The sequence below is a fragment of the Halobellus captivus genome (assembly GCF_003697845.1).
Lineage (GTDB): Archaea > Halobacteriota > Halobacteria > Halobacteriales > Haloferacaceae > Halorubrum > Halorubrum glutamatedens.
This window is the reverse complement of the sequence record NZ_RDQE01000028.1, coordinates 1-18,850: the sequence shown is the minus strand read 5'-3', so window position 1 is coordinate 18,850 and position 18,850 is coordinate 1. Positions and strand designations below refer to the sequence as shown.

General features: G+C 65.1%; 16 protein-coding genes, 1 tRNA gene and 3 rRNA genes. 14 read left to right on the top strand and 6 right to left on the bottom strand.

The features are described from left to right. Positions 1-328 precede the first annotated feature (328 nt). Positions 329-613 carry a DUF5789 family protein gene (locus tag EAO78_RS17445; RefSeq protein WP_122107009.1) on the bottom strand — a complete coding sequence of 95 codons (285 nt, stop codon included), beginning with the start codon at positions 611-613 and terminating at the stop codon, positions 329-331. A gap of 169 nt (positions 614-782) precedes the next feature. Here EAO78_RS17445 and EAO78_RS17440 point away from each other — a divergent pair, with 169 nt between their 5' ends. The 3 genes from EAO78_RS17440 to hemB all read left to right on the top strand — a co-directional run bounded on the left by EAO78_RS17440 (position 783) and on the right by hemB (position 2,953). Next, entirely contained in the window at positions 783-1,667 is an 885-nt protein-coding gene (locus EAO78_RS17440) for a PHP domain-containing protein (protein ID WP_122107008.1), read from the top strand. A 58-nt stretch (positions 1,668-1,725) separates the two neighbouring features. Then, positions 1,726-1,896, top strand: coding sequence for a DUF6757 family protein (locus EAO78_RS18330; protein WP_203227935.1), 171 nt, complete (start codon positions 1,726-1,728; stop codon positions 1,894-1,896). A 76-nt stretch (positions 1,897-1,972) separates the two neighbouring features. Then, positions 1,973-2,953, top strand: coding sequence for a porphobilinogen synthase (hemB, locus tag EAO78_RS17435; RefSeq protein ID WP_122107007.1), 981 nt, complete (start codon positions 1,973-1,975; stop codon positions 2,951-2,953). A gap of 79 nt (positions 2,954-3,032) precedes the next feature. Here the strand turns inward: hemB and EAO78_RS17430 are convergent, their stop codons facing one another. Then, entirely contained in the window at positions 3,033-3,470 is a 438-nt protein-coding gene (locus tag EAO78_RS17430; protein ID WP_122107006.1) for a hypothetical protein, read from the bottom strand. Between the two features lie 122 nt (positions 3,471-3,592). Between EAO78_RS17430 and EAO78_RS18815 the strand changes: the two genes are divergently transcribed. Together EAO78_RS18815 and EAO78_RS17425 are read left to right on the top strand one after the other, a co-directional pair. Further along, positions 3,593-3,691, top strand: coding sequence for a hypothetical protein (locus tag EAO78_RS18815; protein WP_425498812.1), 99 nt, complete (start codon positions 3,593-3,595; stop codon positions 3,689-3,691). Further along, positions 3,688-4,575 (top strand): DUF7089 family protein, encoded by an 888-nt coding sequence (locus EAO78_RS17425; protein WP_122107005.1) that lies wholly within the window; start codon positions 3,688-3,690, stop codon positions 4,573-4,575. The genes EAO78_RS18815 and EAO78_RS17425 overlap by 4 nt, the downstream gene beginning before the upstream one ends. 10 nt (positions 4,576-4,585) lie before the next feature. On the opposite strand, the gene EAO78_RS17420 is transcribed toward EAO78_RS17425, so the two are convergent. Beyond that, entirely contained in the window at positions 4,586-5,164 is a 579-nt protein-coding gene (locus EAO78_RS17420) for a DUF7090 family protein (protein ID WP_122107004.1), read from the bottom strand. Between the two features lie 173 nt (positions 5,165-5,337). Here EAO78_RS17420 and EAO78_RS17415 point away from each other — a divergent pair, with 173 nt between their 5' ends. Both EAO78_RS17415 and EAO78_RS17410 read left to right on the top strand, forming a co-directional pair. After that, the gene (locus EAO78_RS17415) at positions 5,338-5,910 is read left to right on the top strand and encodes a magnesium transporter (protein ID WP_122107003.1); all 573 of its coding nucleotides are present in this window, start codon (positions 5,338-5,340) and stop codon (positions 5,908-5,910) included. A 137-nt stretch (positions 5,911-6,047) separates the two neighbouring features. Continuing rightward, positions 6,048-6,563, top strand: a complete 516-nt coding sequence (locus tag EAO78_RS17410; RefSeq protein ID WP_122107010.1) for a magnesium transporter — start codon at positions 6,048-6,050, stop codon at positions 6,561-6,563. Between the two features lie 94 nt (positions 6,564-6,657). Here the strand turns inward: EAO78_RS17410 and EAO78_RS17405 are convergent, their stop codons facing one another. Beyond that, positions 6,658-7,098: a DUF2391 domain-containing protein gene (locus tag EAO78_RS17405; RefSeq protein WP_122107002.1), complete on the bottom strand. Its 441-nt coding sequence runs from the start codon at positions 7,096-7,098 to the stop codon at positions 6,658-6,660. A gap of 96 nt (positions 7,099-7,194) precedes the next feature. Between EAO78_RS17405 and EAO78_RS17400 the strand changes: the two genes are divergently transcribed. Together EAO78_RS17400 and EAO78_RS17395 are read left to right on the top strand one after the other, a co-directional pair. Then, the gene (locus EAO78_RS17400; RefSeq protein WP_122107001.1) at positions 7,195-7,872 is read left to right on the top strand and encodes a class I SAM-dependent methyltransferase; all 678 of its coding nucleotides are present in this window, start codon (positions 7,195-7,197) and stop codon (positions 7,870-7,872) included. Between the two features lie 512 nt (positions 7,873-8,384). Further along, entirely contained in the window at positions 8,385-11,048 is a 2,664-nt protein-coding gene (locus EAO78_RS17395) for a valine--tRNA ligase (RefSeq protein WP_122107000.1), read from the top strand. Between the two features lie 18 nt (positions 11,049-11,066). Here the strand turns inward: EAO78_RS17395 and EAO78_RS17390 are convergent, their stop codons facing one another. Both EAO78_RS17390 and EAO78_RS17385 read right to left on the bottom strand, forming a co-directional pair. Next, on the bottom strand, positions 11,067-12,125 hold the full coding sequence (locus EAO78_RS17390) for a quinone-dependent dihydroorotate dehydrogenase (protein WP_122106999.1): 1,059 nt from the start codon (positions 12,123-12,125) through the stop codon (positions 11,067-11,069). A gap of 117 nt (positions 12,126-12,242) precedes the next feature. Further along, positions 12,243-12,446 carry an AbrB/MazE/SpoVT family DNA-binding domain-containing protein gene (locus EAO78_RS17385; protein WP_008001971.1) on the bottom strand — a complete coding sequence of 68 codons (204 nt, stop codon included), beginning with the start codon at positions 12,444-12,446 and terminating at the stop codon, positions 12,243-12,245. A gap of 246 nt (positions 12,447-12,692) precedes the next feature. Here EAO78_RS17385 and EAO78_RS17380 point away from each other — a divergent pair, with 246 nt between their 5' ends. The 5 genes from EAO78_RS17380 (at position 12,693) to rrf (ending at position 18,843) form a co-directional block, all read left to right on the top strand. Further along, the gene (locus tag EAO78_RS17380; protein WP_122106998.1) at positions 12,693-13,022 is read left to right on the top strand and encodes a non-histone chromosomal MC1 family protein; all 330 of its coding nucleotides are present in this window, start codon (positions 12,693-12,695) and stop codon (positions 13,020-13,022) included. A 664-nt stretch (positions 13,023-13,686) separates the two neighbouring features. Continuing rightward, positions 13,687-15,157, top strand: a 16S ribosomal RNA gene (locus EAO78_RS17370). A gap of 173 nt (positions 15,158-15,330) precedes the next feature. Further along, positions 15,331-15,402, top strand: a tRNA-Ala gene (locus tag EAO78_RS17365). A 267-nt stretch (positions 15,403-15,669) separates the two neighbouring features. Then, positions 15,670-18,585, top strand: a 23S ribosomal RNA gene (locus tag EAO78_RS17360). A 136-nt stretch (positions 18,586-18,721) separates the two neighbouring features. Next, positions 18,722-18,843: ribosomal RNA gene (gene rrf, locus EAO78_RS17355) — 5S ribosomal RNA — on the top strand. The 16S, 23S and 5S rRNA genes sit together here with 1 tRNA gene alongside, the layout of an rRNA operon. The last annotated feature ends 7 nt before the right edge of the window (positions 18,844-18,850 follow it).

Sequence of the window (18,850 nt, the reverse complement as noted above, 5' to 3'; positions counted from 1 at the left end):
TGGGGAGGTGTGAGGTGCGGTTGCGGTCGGGTAGGACTCAAAGGGGCAGTTGCGAGGACGCCGGAGGCGACGTAAGCACCACAGAGAGCGAGTGAAACGAGCGACCGAGGAGCACAACGAGCGTCCGGCGTCCTCGCGGCTGGGGCTTTGCCAGTGGTCACCGCGCCAGCAACGACCCCGTTCTATCCATCCGATTCTCCCATGAAACACCCGTACTACAGAAAATAGAACGTCAGCGGACGCGATCGAGTGGCTCCACTGGATCCGATTCACTCGACCATCGGATGACGGTGCCGCGGCTCGCCGTGAAGCGTCCCCCGTCGCGGTCTCAGAAGGAGACCGGCTGTGGCCCGTTCTCCCCGTCCGTCGTCGGGTCGCGGTCCGAGTAGAACCGTCGACCGACCCCGCGGTGACAGACGCCGGCTCGCAGCGTGTCGAAGACCTCGTCGGCGTCGTCGAAAGTCTGGTCGCCGAACCGCTCGAGCACGTCCCCGATCCGCTCCGAGCCGTCGGCGAGCTCTACGGTCGCGTTTCCGTGAGCCGCGATGAGCTCCTCCGAGGTGGTCGGGAACTGGTGCCGTTCGATCCGGTCGTCGACGCCGTTCAAGCGCATCGATTACGCCGAGTCGCCGGAGGTTCTTAATGATTGTCCATGAATGACCTTAGTCGGGCGTTACCCCCTTATACGTCATAATACCGCGTGCGACATGCGTCACTATACCGCACGATCCTGTCCGATCCGGCACCGTCGTTGCTTAGTGTCGTCGGGGTGAAGGGAGGGTATGGACGCCCACGACCGCGGTTCGGAACACGACGGCCGTGGTTCCGGGGCTGCCGATCCAGGTTCCGGAGCTATCGATCCCGGATCCGAGGACGGCTCCTCACTCGTCGCCGACCTCCACACCCACACGACGGTCTCCGACGGAACGCTGACGATCGACGAGGTCCCGGCCGCCGCTCGCGAGGCCGGGCTCGACTGGGTCGCGGTCACCGACCACGACCGGATACACCCGGGGATCGACGCTCCGGTCGTCGAGCGGGACGGGGTCCGGATCGTCCGGGGGATCGAACTCCGGGTCGACGCCGGCTTCGAACGGCTCGACCTCCTCGGCTACGCCGTCGAGCACACCGAGTCGATCGACGCCGAGATCGACCGGCTCCAGGCGGACCGCCGCGAGCGCGGTGCGGCGATCCTCCGGCGCGTCGAGGAGCGGCTCGGCGTCGACCTCGATCTCGAGCCCCGATCGGGACTCGGTCGACCACACATCGCGCGCGCGATCGAGGCGTCGTCCGCCCCGTACGACTACGCCGACGCCTTCGAGGAGCTGATCGGGAACGACGGGCCGTGTTACGTCGCCCGCGACGTGACCGACCTCGACCGTGGTGTCGACCTCCTCCGGGAATCCTGCGCGCTCGTCGGCCTCGCGCACCCGTTCCGGTACGACGACGTCGATTCGGCGCTCGAGGTCGCCCGCGCGCTCGACGCGGTCGAGCGCTTCTATCCGTACGGTCGTCCCGTCGACGCCGACCGGATCGACCGGCTCGTCTCGTCGGACGGCCTGCTCGCCACCGGGGGTAGCGACGCCCACGAGCGGTGCTTCGGTGCGGCCGGGCTGACCGAGGCCGCGTTCGAGCCGGTTCGCGAGCGGCTTCCCGCTCCCCGCTGAACGTCCGAGGAGCCCGGGGAGGAACAGGGTTAACTCCCGGTGCGACCGAGGGATCGACATGCAGTGTCACTACTGCGACCGCGAGGCCGCCTACGAGGCCGAACAGGCCGGCGTCGTCGTGGGACTCTGTGCGGATCACTTCCGCGAGCGTCTCGAGGACCTGGCCGACGACGAGGGATTGGCGGCGCTCTCGGAGCGACTCGACGTCGAATCGACGGAGACCGAGTGACGTCGCGTCCGCGGCTTTTCCGTCCCGTCCACGCGCGAACGAACGCTAAAAGACGGTGGATGACCAACCGTCCCGTATGTATCCCACCGACCGCCCACGTCGGCTCCGAACCGACGGGATCCGTCCGCTCGTCAGCGAGTCGTCGCTGTCGGCGTCCGACCTCGTCGCGCCCGTCTTCGTCGACGCGACGGCCGACGAACGCGTCCCCATCGAGTCGATGCCGGGCCACGAGCGCGTTCCGGTCGACGAGGCGGTCGCGCGCGTCGAGGAGGTTCGCGAGACCGGCGTCGAGGCGGTGATCCTCTTCGGGATCCCGGAATCGAAGGACGCCCGAGGCACCCGCGCGTACGCGGACGACGGCGTGGTTCAACGAGCGATCCGGCGGATCGCGGACGGAACCGACGCGTACGTCGTCGGCGACGTCTGCCTGTGTGAGTACACCGACCACGGCCACTGCGGGGTGGTCGAGACGGGAGCCGAGGCGGATCCGACGCTGACGGTGAGAAACGACGAGACGCTGGAACTGCTCGCCGAGACCGCGGTCTCGCAGGCCGACGCCGGTGCGGACATGGTCGCGCCGTCGGCGATGACGGACGGACAGGTGGGAGCGATCCGCGCCGCGCTCGACGACGCGGGCCACGAGGACGTGGCGCTCATGAGCTACGCCGCGAAGTACGAGTCTGCCTTCTACGGCCCGTTCCGCGACGCGGCCGACGGCGCGCCCGCCTTCGGCGACCGCCGACATTACCAGATGGACCCCGCCAACCGCCGGGAGGCGCTGCGCGAGGCCCGGATCGACGCCGAGGAGGGCGCGGACGTGTTGATGGTCAAACCCGGACTTCCGTATCTCGATATCGTCTCGGACCTCCGACGGGAGTTCGACCGACCGATCGCCGCCTACAACGTCTCCGGCGAGTACGCCATGCTCCACGCCGCCGCCGAGAAGGGGTGGCTCGACCTCGAGGCGGTCGCCCACGAGTCGCTCGTCTCGCTCAAGCGCGCGGGCGCGGACCTGATCGTGACCTACTTCGCGGAGGACCTCGCCGACCGGCTGTGATGACGCCGCGTCGGCGTCGACGCTCGTCGTGATCGGTGTCGATCGCTGCCGACGCCGATCGCCGCCGCCGACTGCCCCGTCACCCGTCGCGTTCGAGCCGGAACCGCGTGGTCGATCTGCCCTCGAAGTGCGGCCCCGACCCCGAAGCCACGAACCCGGCGCCTTCAAGCGCGTCGGCCCGACGCTTCTCGCCGTCGACGACGACCGCTTCGACGTCCATCCCCTCGCGTTTCGCGAACCGCTTGGGCTCCTCGATCAGTCGCTCGAGGGCCGGGGGCGTTCCGGCGAGGTCGGTCACGTGAACGGTCCGCGCGCGGACGTCGAACGCGACGAAGCCGTCGAGTCCGGCGGGCGCGTCGAAGCCGTCCTCCGAACCGGCGTTCCGGTCCCCGTCGCCTTCGTCGACCGCGACCCTGACCGTCCGGTCGTGTATCGTGTCCACGAGCACGTCCGCCGGCCGACCCGTCACGTCTGAGAGCACCTCGGCGTCCGACTCGAGCGCGTCACGGATCCGCATACCCGTCGTCTCTCGGCCGGCCGGTTAAGTCCGTGGACGGTGACGGTCGTCCGGCGTGGCGGAGACGACCGTCCTCGCCGCCGACCGAATGAATTTAACGCGCCGGCGCGCACGTCTCCATCATGAGCAAATCCACCAAGATCGTTCTCGGTACGGTCGGGATCTCCGCCGCGCTCGCGGTGCTTATCATCCTCTCGTACGTCTTCGGAACGGCGGGATGACGTTCTCGGCTCGCGCGCTCGACGACGACCTGGCGGCGGTTCGCGACCGTCACGCACCCGGCTCGCCGGTCATCGACGTCGACGCCGAGTTCGAGACGCTCCCGCCCGCCGCCGCGGAGGACCTCGGGCTGTTCGTCGACCGGCTCGATCCGTTCTCGAGTCCCGAGGACTGGCTTCCCTCGGACGCCCCCGAGACCCTTCGCCGATACGCGGGTCCGGCGTTCACGGTCGGCCTTCCCGGCGCGGGGACCGTCGTTCGAACGACGCAGACGGACCCACAGGCGGTCCTCCTCAAGCGCCGCGCGGAGGGGACGCCCGAGGACTTCCTCGCCTTTCTGATCGCGGACCGACTGGTCCAGGTCGGGGTCGACCCCGCGCCCGGAACGGTCGCCTCGCCCGACGAACCGGCCGGGCGGCTTCCCGAGACGTTCCTCCCCTTCTTTGGACCGCGATACCGCGACCTCGACGAGGCGGTCCGGGGCGCGGATCCGACCGCCGACGAAACCGCGTCCTCCGACGCCGCGACCCCCGTATTCGACGCTGCCGACGTCTTCCAGGTCGCGACCGCGCTGTACGACGCGTGGGTCGGCCTCCACACCCGCGACGTCTTCGCCTCGTGGGAGGGCGAGTTCCCCCGGCTCTACGACGCGTGGACCGACGCCGGCGAGCGTCTGGAGGGGAGACTCGACGACCTCCCGAGCGAGGTCGCACGCGGCGAGACCGACTTCCCGAGCGCGACGGAGTACGCCTGTTCCGCGGTTCGACACGACCTCGACCTCCCCGCGCCGTTCGCCGCCCTGGACACCGCGGCGTATCGCGATCGAGGCATTCCCTACGCGGTGAAGTGGGCGGAGAAGACGTTCGCGTCGTTGCGCGAGGAGTAAGGAGTGGCCCTCAGAGGTCGACCGAGACGTTCCCCCCGCCGTCGAGCGTGATGGCCCCGTCGAAGAGCTCCCGGAAGCGGTCGAGGGTCGCGACCTCGTGGACCTCCTCTGAGAGGTGGAAGATCCCGACCGCGTCGTGTTCCTTCAGCAGGTCGAGGATCTCCCCCGCGGCCTCGTAGACGGCCTCGTCGTCCGCGTAGTACGCCATCTCGGTGAGCGAGTCGACGGAGACGCGCCGTTTCCCCTCCGTCTCGTCCAGGAACCGTTCGACGCGGTCGACCACGCCGTCGAGATCGTCGGGGGCCGAGACGTAGTAGACGTCGTCGGAGGAGCGCCGGGAGTATCCCCGTTCGACCGAGAGCGTGTCGAGGATCGTCGCCTTCTCCTCGTCGACGTCGTAGTACTCGAGCTTCTGTTCGACCTCGCGCGCGGTCGTCCGCGTGGAGACGACGAGGAACGCGTCGGTGTCGGTCTTCAGGAAGTCGGTGTCGATCCGGTCGGTCTCGCCGATGCTCGGGTGGACGAGCAGGAGGCCCGTCCCCCCCGGGATAGTTTCGGGTCCGTTCTCGACGGCGAGCGCGTAGTCCATACACGGGGAACCGGCCGGACCGACTTAACGGTGCGGGCCGGACGGCTCCGCCGCCGGACGATTCGGTCACCGGACGACTCCGCCGCCGGAGGGTTCGGTCGTCGGGCGGTTCGACCGCTCCACGATCCCGCCGCCGGACGGCTTTTCACGAGCCGCCTCGTCGATACGTTCGCATGGACGGCCACGAAAGCGCGCGCGACGTCTACCGACAGGCGCTTCCCGTCGTTCTCGTCAGCCTCGTCGCCGGGCTGTTCGCGGGCACGATCCTCGGATCCGAGACCATGCGGTCCGGGATCGAGAGCGTCCCCGGGATCCTGCTCCTCCTCCCGGCGTTCCTCGCGACCCGCGGCGGCGTCTACGGCTCGCTCGGAGCCCGGCTCTCGACGGGGCTCCACCAGGGGCTCATCGAGCCCACGTTCGAGCTCGACCGGCGGCTCACGAACGCCATCGTCGCCTCCTTCCTCAACGGGATGGTGGTGTCGGTGTTCATCGCGGTGATCACGTACTTCAGCCTGTTCCTCCTCGGCCGGCAGGGGAACCTGTTCGAGCTCGTCGGCATCATGCTCGTCGCCGGCTTCCTCTCGGCGGTGCTGATGCTCTCGGTGCTGATCACCGTCATCTTCGTCGGCTACCGACGCGGACTCAACCCCGACAACGTGATCGGCCCGGTCGTGACGACGCTGGGCGACGTCTTCGGCGTCCTCTTCCTCCTCGTCGGGATCTACGCCGTGGGGGTGATCACGTGACCGTCCTCCTCGGGGACGACCCGGCGGCCGGCGACGCCGCCGCCGACACGGAAACCCCCGACACCGCTACCGCCGACGGGCCGTCCCCCGACGTCCCGGTCGTCGACGAGTGGTCGATCCGCCGCATCGTTCGGACCATGGTCCCGCTTCTGGCGGGTCTCTCGGTCCTCCAGTTGGTCTCGGGCTCCGTCCTCGAGAGCTTCGAGGCGACCCTCCTACAGTATCCCGCGCTCCTCGTCCTGCTCCCTGTTCAGATCGGCACGGCCGGAAACCTGGCGTCGATCATGTGCTCGCGGCTCACCACACAGCTGTACCTCGGGACCTACGAGCCGCGTCTCTCGAACCCCGACGTCCGCGCCAACGTGGTCGCCGTCTTCGGGCTCGCGGGGACGGTATTCGGGCTCGTCGGCGTCGCGGCGTGGGCCATCGGCGTCGCGCTCGGCGGGTCGCTCGGGATCGCCCGCGTGCTCCTGGTCTCGATCGTCTCCGGGATGCTCCTCGCCGTGGTCGTCGTGATCGCGAGCGTCGTCGCCGTCGAGGTCTCCTACCGGGTCGGACTCAACCCCGACGACACGACGATCCCGGTCGTGACGAACGTGTGTGACATCACGGGCGTGTTGATCCTGTTCGCGGTCGTCAGCGTCGTGGTGTGACACCGGTTCGAGTTCGGTTCGAGTTCGGTTCGGGTTCGGTTCGAGTTCGGTTCGGGTTCGTCACGACGCCGTCGACAGGGGTCTGGTTACCCGCTCAGAACACGCTGTCGGCCGTGGCGGCCCCGACGACGCTGAAGACCGCGCCGACGGAGACGGCCTTGGCCGTCGTCATCCACAGCTCCGTTCCCGTCACTCCCTCCTCGATGAGGAACGTGTCGGGCGCGTCGAAGAGGACGGCGAGCACCAGCACCGAGCCGAAGGCGACGATCATCAACGACAGGAACCGGATCGGGATCCCGGCGACCTCCTGTTCGGCGTCGGGATCGCGTCCCGTGTCCGCCCGGTAGAGGGCCGCGTACCCGATCGCGGCGACGATCCCGGCGGTGAGGACCGTCTGGAGCCAGTTCATCCCGCTCGCGAGTACCCACACCTCCTCGGTGACGACGAACGGTCCGGCCAGGAGGAACCCGCCGACCACCTGCTGGGCGGAGTCGGCGACCCGGAACCGCGGTCGACGAAGGTTCGGGCGTTTCATACCCCCGACAACCCGGGCTCGGGAGAAAAGCGCGTCGTTCGCGTGGCTCCCGTGAGCGACGATAATCCCTATGACCCCGCCGCCCGTCCGGTCGGTATGAGCGTCAGAGCGGAGTTCGACGAGTGGGCGGCGGCCGGCAAGGACCGCGGAATGGAGGACCGCCACTGGCACACCGCGAAACACGTCCTCGCGCGCATGCCGGTCGAGGCGGGCGACGTCGTCCTCGACCTCGGGACCGGCTCCGGCTACGCGCTTCGGGCGCTTCGCGAGCGCGGGATCGGCCGCGGATACGGCCTCGACGGCGCGCCGGAGATGGCCCGAAACGCCCGGGGATACACCGACGACGACGCGATCGGCTTTCTCGTGGGGGACTTCGACTCGCTCCCGTTCGCCGCCGACTCGTTCGACCACGTCTTCTCGATGGAGGCCTTCTACTACGCGAGCGATCCCTCCCACACCCTCGAGGAGGTCCGGCGCGTGTTGCGCCCCGGGGGGACGTTCTACTGTGCGGTCAACTACTTCGCCGAGAGCGAGACGACCCACGCGTGGCAGGAGAACATCTCCGTCCCGATGACGCTGTGGAGTCGCGAGGAGTACCGGGAGGCGTTCCGCGGGGCCGGGCTGTACGTCGCCGAACAGGACGCGATCCCCGACCGGGAGGCCGAGATCCCGCCGGAGTCGGCGTTCCCGACCGATAGCTGGGACACCCGCGAGGAGATGGTCGACCGCTATCGGACGTGGGGGACGCTTTTGACCGTCGGCGTCGCGCCATGACTCGGACGTCGGCTTCGGCGTGATAGAGGGGTCCGGAGACCGGACCGATCGGCCGTGCGAAACGAGGGACGGGACCGCGGTGAACGGCTTCAAAGACCCAACCGGTCGGCTATACGCCGTTGCTATCGCGGTGAACAGCTTCAAAGCCCCAGCCTGGAGGCGGGCGCACGCTCGTTGCGCTCCTCGGTCGCTCGTTTCACTCGCTCCCTGCGGTGCTTACATCGCCTGCGCCCGCCTCCCGACTGCCCCTTTGAGTCCCACCCAGCACCGCACCTCACACCTCCCCAGCCTCGGCGGACGGACCGGCGCGGGACCGCACCGCAACCGCGCCGGCCCGCCGCCTCCCTCGCGCGCGTTGCTCGCGCGCGCCGGGTCACACTATCTTACAGACGGGCCCCATCGACTCCACGACCCTACGGAGGGGTCCCATCGACACCACGGACGGGTCCTCGCTCGCGGTTCCGGCGTAACCGAGGCCGTTAAGAGGGAACCGCGGGAAACCCCACCCGATAATGCCCAGCGGAGAGTACGACCCCGACACCGCCGAGCCGCACTGGCAGCGGCGATGGGTCGACGAGGAGACGTACGCGTACCCCGACGACTCCGACGACCCCGTCGATCCGAACACCGCGTTCTCCATCGACACCCCGCCGCCGACCGTCTCCGGGAGCCTCCACTGGGGCCACGTGTACGGCTCGATCCTCCAGGACGTAGTCGCCCGGTTCCACCGGATGTACGACAGCGAGGTGTTCTACCCGTTCGGCTACGACGACAACGGGATCGCCTCCGAGCGGCTCACCGAGCGCGAGCTCGACGTCCGCCACCAGGACTTCGAGCGCCGGGAATTCCAGCGGAAGTGCCGGGAGGTGTGTCTGGAGTACGAGGAGGAGTTCACGGAGAAGATGCAGGGCGTCGGCCTCTCCATCGACTGGAACAACACCTACCGCACCATCTCTCCCGAGGTCCAGCGCGTCTCCCAGCTCTCCTTCATCGACCTCTACGAGAAGGGCCGCGAGTACCGCCAGGAGGCCCCGGCGATCTGGTGTCCGGAGTGTGAGACCGCCATCTCGCAGGTCGAGACCGAGGACGACGAACGCGACTCACACTTCCACGACATCGAGTTCGGGATCGCGGGGAGCGACGACGCCTTCACCATCTCCACCACGCGACCCGAACTCCTCCCCGCCTGCGTCGCGGTCTTCGTTCACCCGGACGACGAGGAGAACCGGGACCTCGTCGGTCGGGAGGCGACGGTCCCGTTGTTCGGCCACGAGGTCCCGATCATCGCGGACGACCGCGTCGACATGGAGACCGGCTCGGGGATCGTGATGTGTTGTACCTTCGGCGACCAGAACGACATCGAGTGGTACCAGGCACACGACCTGGACCTCCGGGTCGCCATCGACGAGTCCGCCCACATGACCGACGTCGCCGGCGAGTACGAGGGACTCCACTCCGCGGAGGCCCGCGACGCGATCGTCTCCGATCTCGACGAGAGCGGCGCGCTGCTCGACCGATGGGCGATCACCCACACCGTCAACGTCCACGAGCGCTGTGAGACGAGCGTCGAGTTCCTCGTGACCGAGCAGTGGTACATCGAGGTGCTCGACAAACGCGAGGAGTACCTGGAGGCGGGCCGCGAGATGGAGTGGTTCCCGCAGAAGATGTTCACCCGGTACAAACACTGGGTGGAAGGGCTCCAGTGGGACTGGCTCATCTCCCGGCAGCGCTCCTCGGGGATCCCGTTCCCGGTGTGGTACTGCGCCGACTGTGACCACGAGGTCGTCGCCGAGACGGCCGACGTCCCCGTCGATCCGCTCTCGGACGACCCTCCCGTCGACGTCTGTCCCGAGTGCGGGTGCGAGGAGTTCGTCCCCGAGGACGACGTGCTCGACACGTGGGCGACCTCCTCTCTCACCCCGCTCATCAACGCGGGCTGGGACTACGACGAGGAAGCGGGCGAGTTCACGATGGAGCGCCCGGAGATCTACCCGATGGACGTCCGGCCGCAGGGCCACGACATCATCTCCTTCTGGCTGTTCCACACCGTGATCAAGTGTTACGAGCACACCGGCGAGGTGCCGTTCGAGTCGACGATGATCAACGGGATGGTCCTCGACGAGAACCGCGAGAAGATGTCGAAGTCGAAGGGGAACGTCGTCGACCCCGACGCGGTGTTGGAGGAGTACCCCGTCGACGCCGCCCGCTACTGGGCGTCCGGCTCCGCGATCGGCGACGACCTCCCCTACCAGGAGAAGGGGCTCCGCGCGGGCGAGAAGCTCATCCGGAAGCTCTGGAACGCCTCGAAGCTGGTCGAGTCGCTCGCGCCGGAGCCGTATCCGGCCGAACCCGAGGACGGGCTCCGCGAGATCGACCGCTGGCTGCTCGCGGAGCTCGACCGCGAGATCGGAACGCTCACCGAGCGGCTGGAGAGCCGCGAGTTCTCGAAGGCGCGCGACGGGCTCCGGAGCTTCTTCTGGAACACGTTCTGTGACGACTACCTCGAGATCGCTAAACAGCGCGAGGACGCCTCGGCGGCGTACACGCTCCGGACGGCCCACCGACGCTTCCTGAAGCTGTTCGCGCCCGTGCTCGCACACGTCACGGAGGAGCTGTGGCAGGACATGTACGCGGACGCGGCGGGCACCGAGCGCGTCGACGCCGAAACCGCGGACGCGGGCGAGTCGATCCACCTCGCCGGGTGGCCCGAACCGCTCGGACTCGACGCCGACGCCGACGCCGGTCGCGCCGCGATGGCGGTCGTGGGCGCGCTCCGGCGGTACAAAAGCGAGAATCAGCTCCCGCTCAACGCCGACCTCGACGCGGTCGAGGTGTACGCCGACATCCGCGGCTTCGAGGACGACGTTACCGGCGTCATGCACGTCGACGATCTCGCGGTTCACCCGGACGCGGAGCCGCCCGTCGAGACGGCCGTCACCGGGATCGACCTCGATTACGCCACGATCGGACCGAAACACGGGGACCGCGTCGGCGACATCGACGCCGCGATCGCGAACGACGACTACGAGATCGAGGGCGACGAGCTCCACGTCGCGGGCGTGACCCTGGAGCCCGACGAGTTCACCGTCGAGGAGGAGCGGCAGTACGCAGGCGAGGGTGAACTGCTCGACGCCGAGGACGTCGCCGTCATCGTCCGGAACGCGATCGAGGCCTGAACGGTCGCGGCGGACCGCTCACTCCAGGTCCGCACCGACCGCGTCCTCGATCGTCTCGAACCCGTCGCGGTCGAGAAGGTCGAGCAGTCCCCGATCGATCTCCCGAGCGAGCCCCGGTCCCTCGTAGACGAGTCCCGTGTACAGCTGGACCACCGACGCGCCGGCGCGGATCTTCTCGTAGGCACCCGTCGCGTCGGAGACGCCGCCGACCCCGACGACCGGAACGTCCGTCCGCTCCGCGACGAACCGGACCAGATCGGTCGAGACGTCCTCGATCGGTTTTCCCGACAGCCCGCCCCGTTCCGCACGGTTCGGACTCTCCAGCGTGTCAGGACGTGAGACGGTCGTGTTGGTCGCGATCACCCCGTCGAGGTCGAGGTCGTCGACGACGGACAGCGCCTCCGTGATCGCCTCCCGCGGGAGGTCGGGAGAGAGCTTGACGAGGAGGGGGGACGCGCCGGCATCCGAGAGCGTTCCGAGGATCCCCTCGAGCGCCTCGCGGTTCTGTAACTCGCGCAGGCCGGGCGTGTTGGGGCTCGAGACGTTGACCACGAAGTAGTCGCCCGCGTCCGCGACGCGCTCGTACGTGTACAGGTAGTCGTCGGGGGCCTCCTCGAGCGGCGTCGACTTCGACTTCCCGATGTTGATGCCGACGGGTACGTCCGGCATCGGCTCCCGATCGAGTCGGTCGCCGACGACGTCCGCACCCTCGTTGTTGAAGCCCATCCGATTGATCAACGCGTCGTCCTCGCGGAGCCGGAACAGTCGTGGTCGCGGGTTTCCCGGCTGTCCCTCGGCGGTCACGCCGCCGACCTCGACGTGGCCGAACCCGAGGGCCGCGAGCGCCCGCGGCACTTCGGCGTTCTTGTCGAACCCGGCGGCCACGCCGATCGGGTTCGGGAACGAGACGTCGAACGCGTCGACCCGCAGCCGATCGTTTTCGACCCCGTATCGTCCCCGGAGCGTCGACTCCACCGGCGTCCCCTGTACGCCACGTAAGAGGCGATGCACCGCGGTGTGTGCCGTCTCGGCCGGCAGCGCGAAGAGCGCCGGCTTCGCGAGATCGTAGAGCCCCATCGGTCGGTTCTCGTCGTCGACGAGTATCAATCCGCCGACCCGGCGGTATCGAGGAACGTGAACGGCCTCGATCCGGACGGGAGAAACGGCTCCGTTCGATGGCGGACCGCGATGGCCTCAGAAGTCGTGTTCGAGCTGTTCGGGGTCGGAGTCGGCCTTCTGGATGATGATCTTCCCGTCGCGGACGCGAACGAACACCTCGTCGCCGATCTCCATCCCGGCGACGGCGAGCTCGTCCTCGTGGAGGTTCACGTGAACGTTGTGATACTCCCCGTCGTCGTCTTTGGCGCCACTCGGACTGAGCTTCTTTTTGCGAACCATCGCGGGTGTATGGCTCGCACTTCGCCACAGCAGACATATAAGTGTTGTTTACGCGTCGGACCCTCTCGAACGAGGTCGTCGTCGGGAGTCGTTCGTCCCCCGTCCCGATCGGTCGATTCCATCGCCGACCTCGGCCCGAGATCGCCAGGCCGCCCCGTCGTATTTATAAGTAATGTGCCGATCAGTTTTCATTTCGCCGATATATTTATTACGGGCTGTGTGTTGAGTTGACACGGAGGTAAAACCATGGTACGTGAAGACGGTAAGCGAAACTTCGCCCTCCGCGAGGAGGACGGGTCGGAACCGAGCGAGTTCTCCGGGAACATGCCGAGACAGGCCGCGCTCAAGGCGGCCCGAACCCTCGAGCCCGCCCCTTCCGAGGAGGCGGCGGAACGAATCACCCTCAGGCTCCGGGAGAAGGGGACGAAGAAGGTCCACGAGTACGAGGGTTGGGCGTGGAAGGCGAGCGCTCCCGAGGTCGACGAGGCCGACGATGACTTCTGGCTCAACGACCTCGACGACATCACGAAGGCGAACGTCTCGAAGCAGGGCATCGAGTATCTCGACGAGGAGTAGTCCGTCCCCCATTCGCTCCAACCGATCCCGCGTTTCTTTCACACGCCGAGCTCTCCAGCGACGCGTCGAGGATCGGAACGTCCGTTATCCCGACGTCGTTCACGGCATGAAACCGCATGACGTGGCGGGTTCGGTTCGACGGGGTTAAGTGTACACCGCGATTCGAATGGAATGCGAAGCGCCCCCGGCGCGGGGGCAGCGGCCGGCCGCTCACGTGGCCGGTCGACGCGTTCCGACGGGGTTAAATGTCTACCCCGGTTCGGATGAAACGCGAAGAACGCACCGCGAACTCGGGCCGTTCAACCCGGCTCGGTTTCGCAGGACCGATGAAGTCCGATGGGTTTATGACCCATGCCGGACAACGTTCAGGTCCGCGAAAGATGAGGATTTCGCCCCCTGCGCTCCGGCGTAAGAGGAGATCTGATGTGAGCCGTGGACGTTCGGTGTCATCCGGGTCGCCGGGGAGACCGGACTCCNATGAGGATTTCGCCCCCTGCGCTCCGGCGTAAGAGGAGATCTGATGTGAGCCGTGGACGTTCGGTGTCATCCGGGTCGCCGGGGAGACCGGACTCCACATTGGACCATGCAATGGTGTGTTGACGAACGCGTCAACACCCGCCAACATAACCCCCCTCGCACCGGGAATCAGGTACGAGGGTTATTCATTCCGGTTGATCCTGCCGGAGGCCATTGCTATTGGGATCCGATTTAGCCATGCTAGTTGTACGAGTTCAGACTCGTAGCGAATAGCTCAGTAACACGTGGCCAAACTACCCTTCGGAGCACGATACCCTCGGGAAACTGAGGCTAATAGTGCATACCACACTCCAGCTGGAATGAGGAGTGTGTCAAACGCTCCGGCGCCGAAGGATGTGGCTGCGGCCGATTAGGTAGACGGTGGGGTAACGGCCCACCGTGCCAATAATCGGTACGGGTGGTGAGAGCCAGAACCCGGAGACGGAATCTGAGACAAGATTCCGGGCCCTACGGGGCGCAGCAGGCGCGAAACCTTTACACTGCACGACAGTGCGATAAGGGGATCCCAAGTGCGTAGGCATAGAGCCTACGCTTTTGTCCACCCTAGGGAGGTGGACGAATAAGGGCTGGGCAAGACCGGTGCCAGCCGCCGCGGTAATACCGGCAGCCCGAGTGATGGCCGATCTTATTGGGCCTAAAGCGTCCGTAGCTGGCCGCACAAGTCCATCGGGAAATCCACCCGCTCAACGGGTGGCCGTCCGGTGGAAACTGTGTGGCTTGGGACCGGAAGGCGCGACGGGTACGTCCGGGGTAGGAGTGAAATCCCGTAATCCTGGACGGACCGCCGATGGCGAAAGCACGTCGCGAGAACGGATCCGACAGTGAGGGACGAAAGCCAGGGTCTCGAACCGGATTAGATACCCGGGTAGTCCTGGCCGTAAACAATGCCTGCTAGGTGTGGCTCCCACTACGAGTGGGTGCTGTGCCGTAGGGAAGCCGCTAAGCAGGCCGCCTGGGAAGTACGTCCGCAAGGATGAAACTTAAAGGAATTGGCGGGGGAGCACTACAACCGGAGGAGCCTGCGGTTTAATTGGACTCAACGCCGGACATCTCACCAGCATCGACTGTGGTAATGACGGTCAGGTTGATGACCTCGCCACGAGCCACAGAGAGGAGGTGCATGGCCGCCGTCAGCTCGTACCGTGAGGCGTCCTGTTAAGTCAGGCAACGAGCGAGACCCGCATTCCTACTTGCCAGCAACACTGCGAAGTGGTTGGGGACAGTAGGAAGACTGCCGTGGCCAACACGGAGGAAGGAACGGGCAACGGTAGGTCAGTATGCCCCGAATGTGCTGGGCAACACGCGGGCTACAATGGTCGAGACAAAGGGTTCCAACTCCGAAAGGAGACGGTAATCTCAGAAACTCGATCGTAGTTCGGATTGTGGGCTGAAACTCGCCCACATGAAGCTGGATTCGGTAGTAATCGCGTGTCACAAGCGCGCGGTGAATACGTCCCTGCTCCTTGCACACACCGCCCGTCAAAGCACCCGAGTGAGGTCCGGATGAGGCGCGTCACACGCGTCGAATCTGGGCTTCGCAAGGGGGCTTAAGTCGTAACAAGGTAGCCGTAGGGGAATCTGCGGCTGGATCACCTCCACAGACCCGAGACTCACCCACACGGGTGAGCTCACCTTTCGACCGTCTCTACAGACGGTCACTACTCATTCGCATGCGTCCAATCTCCGAGACCGGCCCACCGCCGGCCCGGACACCTTCGAGCGTCCACGGCTCACACCTACACACCCCACACCCTCTCCACCACGGAGAGGTGGGCTCATAGCTCAGCGGTAGAGTGCCTCCCTTGCAAGGAGGATGCCCTGGGTTCGAATCCCAGTGAGTCCATGTCACTCCACGACCGAATCCGTCCCCTTAAGTGGGAGACGCGACTCGACTGGAGTACGACGACCGATGCACCATCCCGGGAAACCGCGGATGGGAAGGGTTCGACGAACACGCGCTGCCACGCGTGATTCGATGACGACCGTGTATACGTGCGATCCAGACGTCCACTGAACTCATCCGAGTTCGTGGAACGTCAGTGAACCAATTACAGTCGGTGACTATTCTATAGTCACTTGACACCGTCAGTGTCTTTCGAGACGCTGACACACTACTGGCTACTGTGCCAGCTGGTGAATGGCTCGGCTCGAGAGCCGACGACGGACGTGCCAAGCTGCGAAAAGCTCGTGGGACCCGCATGGAGGGAAAGAACACGAGATCTCCGAATCGGAATCCGTTAACAATTGCTACGCGCAATAGGGAACCCCCTGAATTGAAACATCTCAGTAAGGGGAGGAAGAGAACGCAACCGCGATGTCGTCAGTAACCGCGAGTGACCGCGACACAGCCCAAACCGAAGGTCTTCGGACCAATGTGGTGTTCGGGTTGACATGCAAATCTCGACAGTTCATTCGAAGTCTCCTGGAACGGAGCGTGACACAGGGTGACAACCCCGTAGAATGAATCAGTACAGATGGCGTCAAATCCAGAGTAGCAGGGGTCGGATATCCTCTGTGAACACTCCAGGCATCCCCTGGAAAGGCTAAACACTCCTCGAGACCGATAGCGAACAAGTAGCGTGAGCGAACGCTGAAAAGCACCCCGAAAAGGGCGGTGCAATAGGGCCTGAAATCAGTTGGCGATCGAGCGACAGGGCGTACAAGGCGATTCTTGAAATGACCGAGGAGCGATCCTCCAGTAAGAAAAGAATCGAGCCGGCGTCGTGTCGTGCGTTTTGAAAAACGACCCAGGGAGTGCACTTGAATGGCGAGTCTAACCCGTGAACCGGGGAAGGCGCAGGGAAACCGATACGGCCGCAGTACTTCGGTACGAGGGCCACCGTGTCCAAACGCGGGGAGTCATTCGGGTGCGACCCGAAACCAGGCGATCTATACGCGAGCAGGGTGAAGCGTGGCGAAAGCCACGTGGAGGCCCGTTAGAGGTGGTATCCTACAATATCCTCTCGTGATTCGTGTATAGGGGTGAAAGGCCCATCGAGCCTGGCAACAGCTGGTTCCGACCGAAACATGTCGAAGCATGACCTCTTCCGAGATAGCCCGCGGGGTAGAGCTACCGATTGGATGACTCGCCTCCGAGAGGAGTCGACCATCCTGTCGAACTCCAAACCCGCAGGCGTCGCAGACGAAGGGAGTCCGGTGCGCGGGGTAAGCCTGTGTACCGTGAGGGGAACAACCCAGAGCCGGGTTAAGGTCCCAAAGTGTAGATTAAGTGCGATTCGAAGGTGGTCTCAAGCCCTAAACAGCCGGGAGGTGAGCTTAGAAGCAGCTACCCTCTAAGAAAAGCGTAACAGCTTACCGGCCGAGGTTTGAGGCGCCCAAAATGATCGGGGCTCAAATCTACCACCGAGACCTGGCCGCGCCCTTGACAGGGCGACCGCGTAGGTCGGCGTACCGTTCGGATGGAAGCACGGGTGAGAACTCGTGTGGACCGTTCGGTAACGACAATCCTGGTCACAGTAGCAGCGATAGTCGGGTGAGAACCTCGACGGCCTGATGAGCAAGGGTTCCTCGGCACTGCCAATCAGCCGAGGGTCAGCCGGTCCTAAGACGTACCGCAACTCGACTACGTCAACGGGAAACTGGTTAATATTCCAGTGCCATCGTGCATTCAAAGTCGACGCCGTGTGGAACGCTGAGCCGGGCATTCGCCCGGTCGAATCGTGGAACCTCGTGGACGCCGTCACGGCAGGAAGCGAGAGAAGCGCGAGATAGCGCAAGTCAGCCGTACATAGGGCCCGTGAAAAGACGAGCACGATGTCCGTACCGAGATCCGAAACAGGTGCTCTGGCAGCGAAAGCCACGGCCTGTCGGGAGAACCGACGTTAGGGAATTCGGCAAGTTAGTCCCGTACCTTCGGAAGAAGGGATGCCTGCTCTCTGAGGAGCAGGTCGCAGTGACTCGGGCGCTCCGACTGTCTAATAACAACACAGGTGACCGCAAATCCGCAAGGACTCGTACGGTCACTGAATCCTGCCCAGTGCGGGTATCTGAACACCTCGTACAAGAGGACGAAGGACCCGTCAACGGCGGGGGTAACTATGACCCTCTTAAGGTAGCGTAGTACCTTGCCGCTTCAGTAGCGGCTTGCATGAATGGATAAACGAGAGCGCCACTGTCCCAACGTTGGACCCGGTGAACTGTACGTTCCAGTGCGGAGTCTGGAGACCCCCAAGGGGAAGCGAAGACCCTATAGAGCTTTACTGCAGGCTGTCGCTGAGACGTGGTCGCCGATGTGCAGCATAGGTAGGAGTCATTACACAGGTACCCGCGCCAGCGGGCCACCGAGACAGCATTGAAATACTACCCGTCGGTGACTGCGACTCTCACTCCGGGAGGAGTACACCGGTAGCCGGGCAGTTTGACTGGGGCGGTACGCGCTCGAAAAGATATCGAGCGCGCCCGAAGATCATCTCAGCCGGGTCGGGAACCCGGCGAAGAGCGCAAGAGCACAAGATGGTCTGACAGTGTCATTCCCAACGAGTGACGCTGACGCGAAAGCGTGGTCTAGCGAACCTACGAGGCTCCGGAATGGGGCCCGTAGATGACAGAAAAGCTACCTTAGGGATAACAGAGTCGTCACCCGCAAGAGCACATATCGACCGGGTGGCTTGCTACCTCGATGTCGGTTCCCTCCATCCTGCCCGTGCAGAAGCGGGCAAGGGTGAGGTTGTTCGCCTATTAAAGGAGGTCGTGAGCTGGGTTTAGACCGTCGTGAGACAGGTCGGCTGCTATCTATTGGGGGTGTTATGGTACTTGACGTGAACGGTCGTATAGTACGAGAGGAACTACGACTGGTCGCCACTGGTGTACCGGTTGTCCGGAAGGGCAGATGCCGGGTAGCCACGCGACACGGGGTAAGAGCTGAACGCATCTAAGCTCGAAACCCACATGGAAAAGAAGTACCGTTGAGGTCACTCGTAGAAGACGAGTTAGATAGACTCGGGATGTACGCGCCGAGGCAACGAGGCGTTTAGTCCACGAGCACTAACAGACCGAAGCCAACAGTCATACGGTCACTGATTCCACACTCGTATGAGTTCAGGCGGTAACTGGATCGCACGCATACACGGTTCGATGGAACCAACCGAGACAGGCGTCTCTCCGTTACTGGAGAGTTCCGGTTCGAGTCCGGGAGTCGGCATGAAGGCGGCCAGAGCGGTGGGGACACACCCGTACCCATTCCGAACACGGAAGTTAAGCCCACCCGCGTACCGGGAAGTACTGGAGTGAGCGATCCTCTGGGAACCGCGGTCCGCCGCCTACCCATTCAT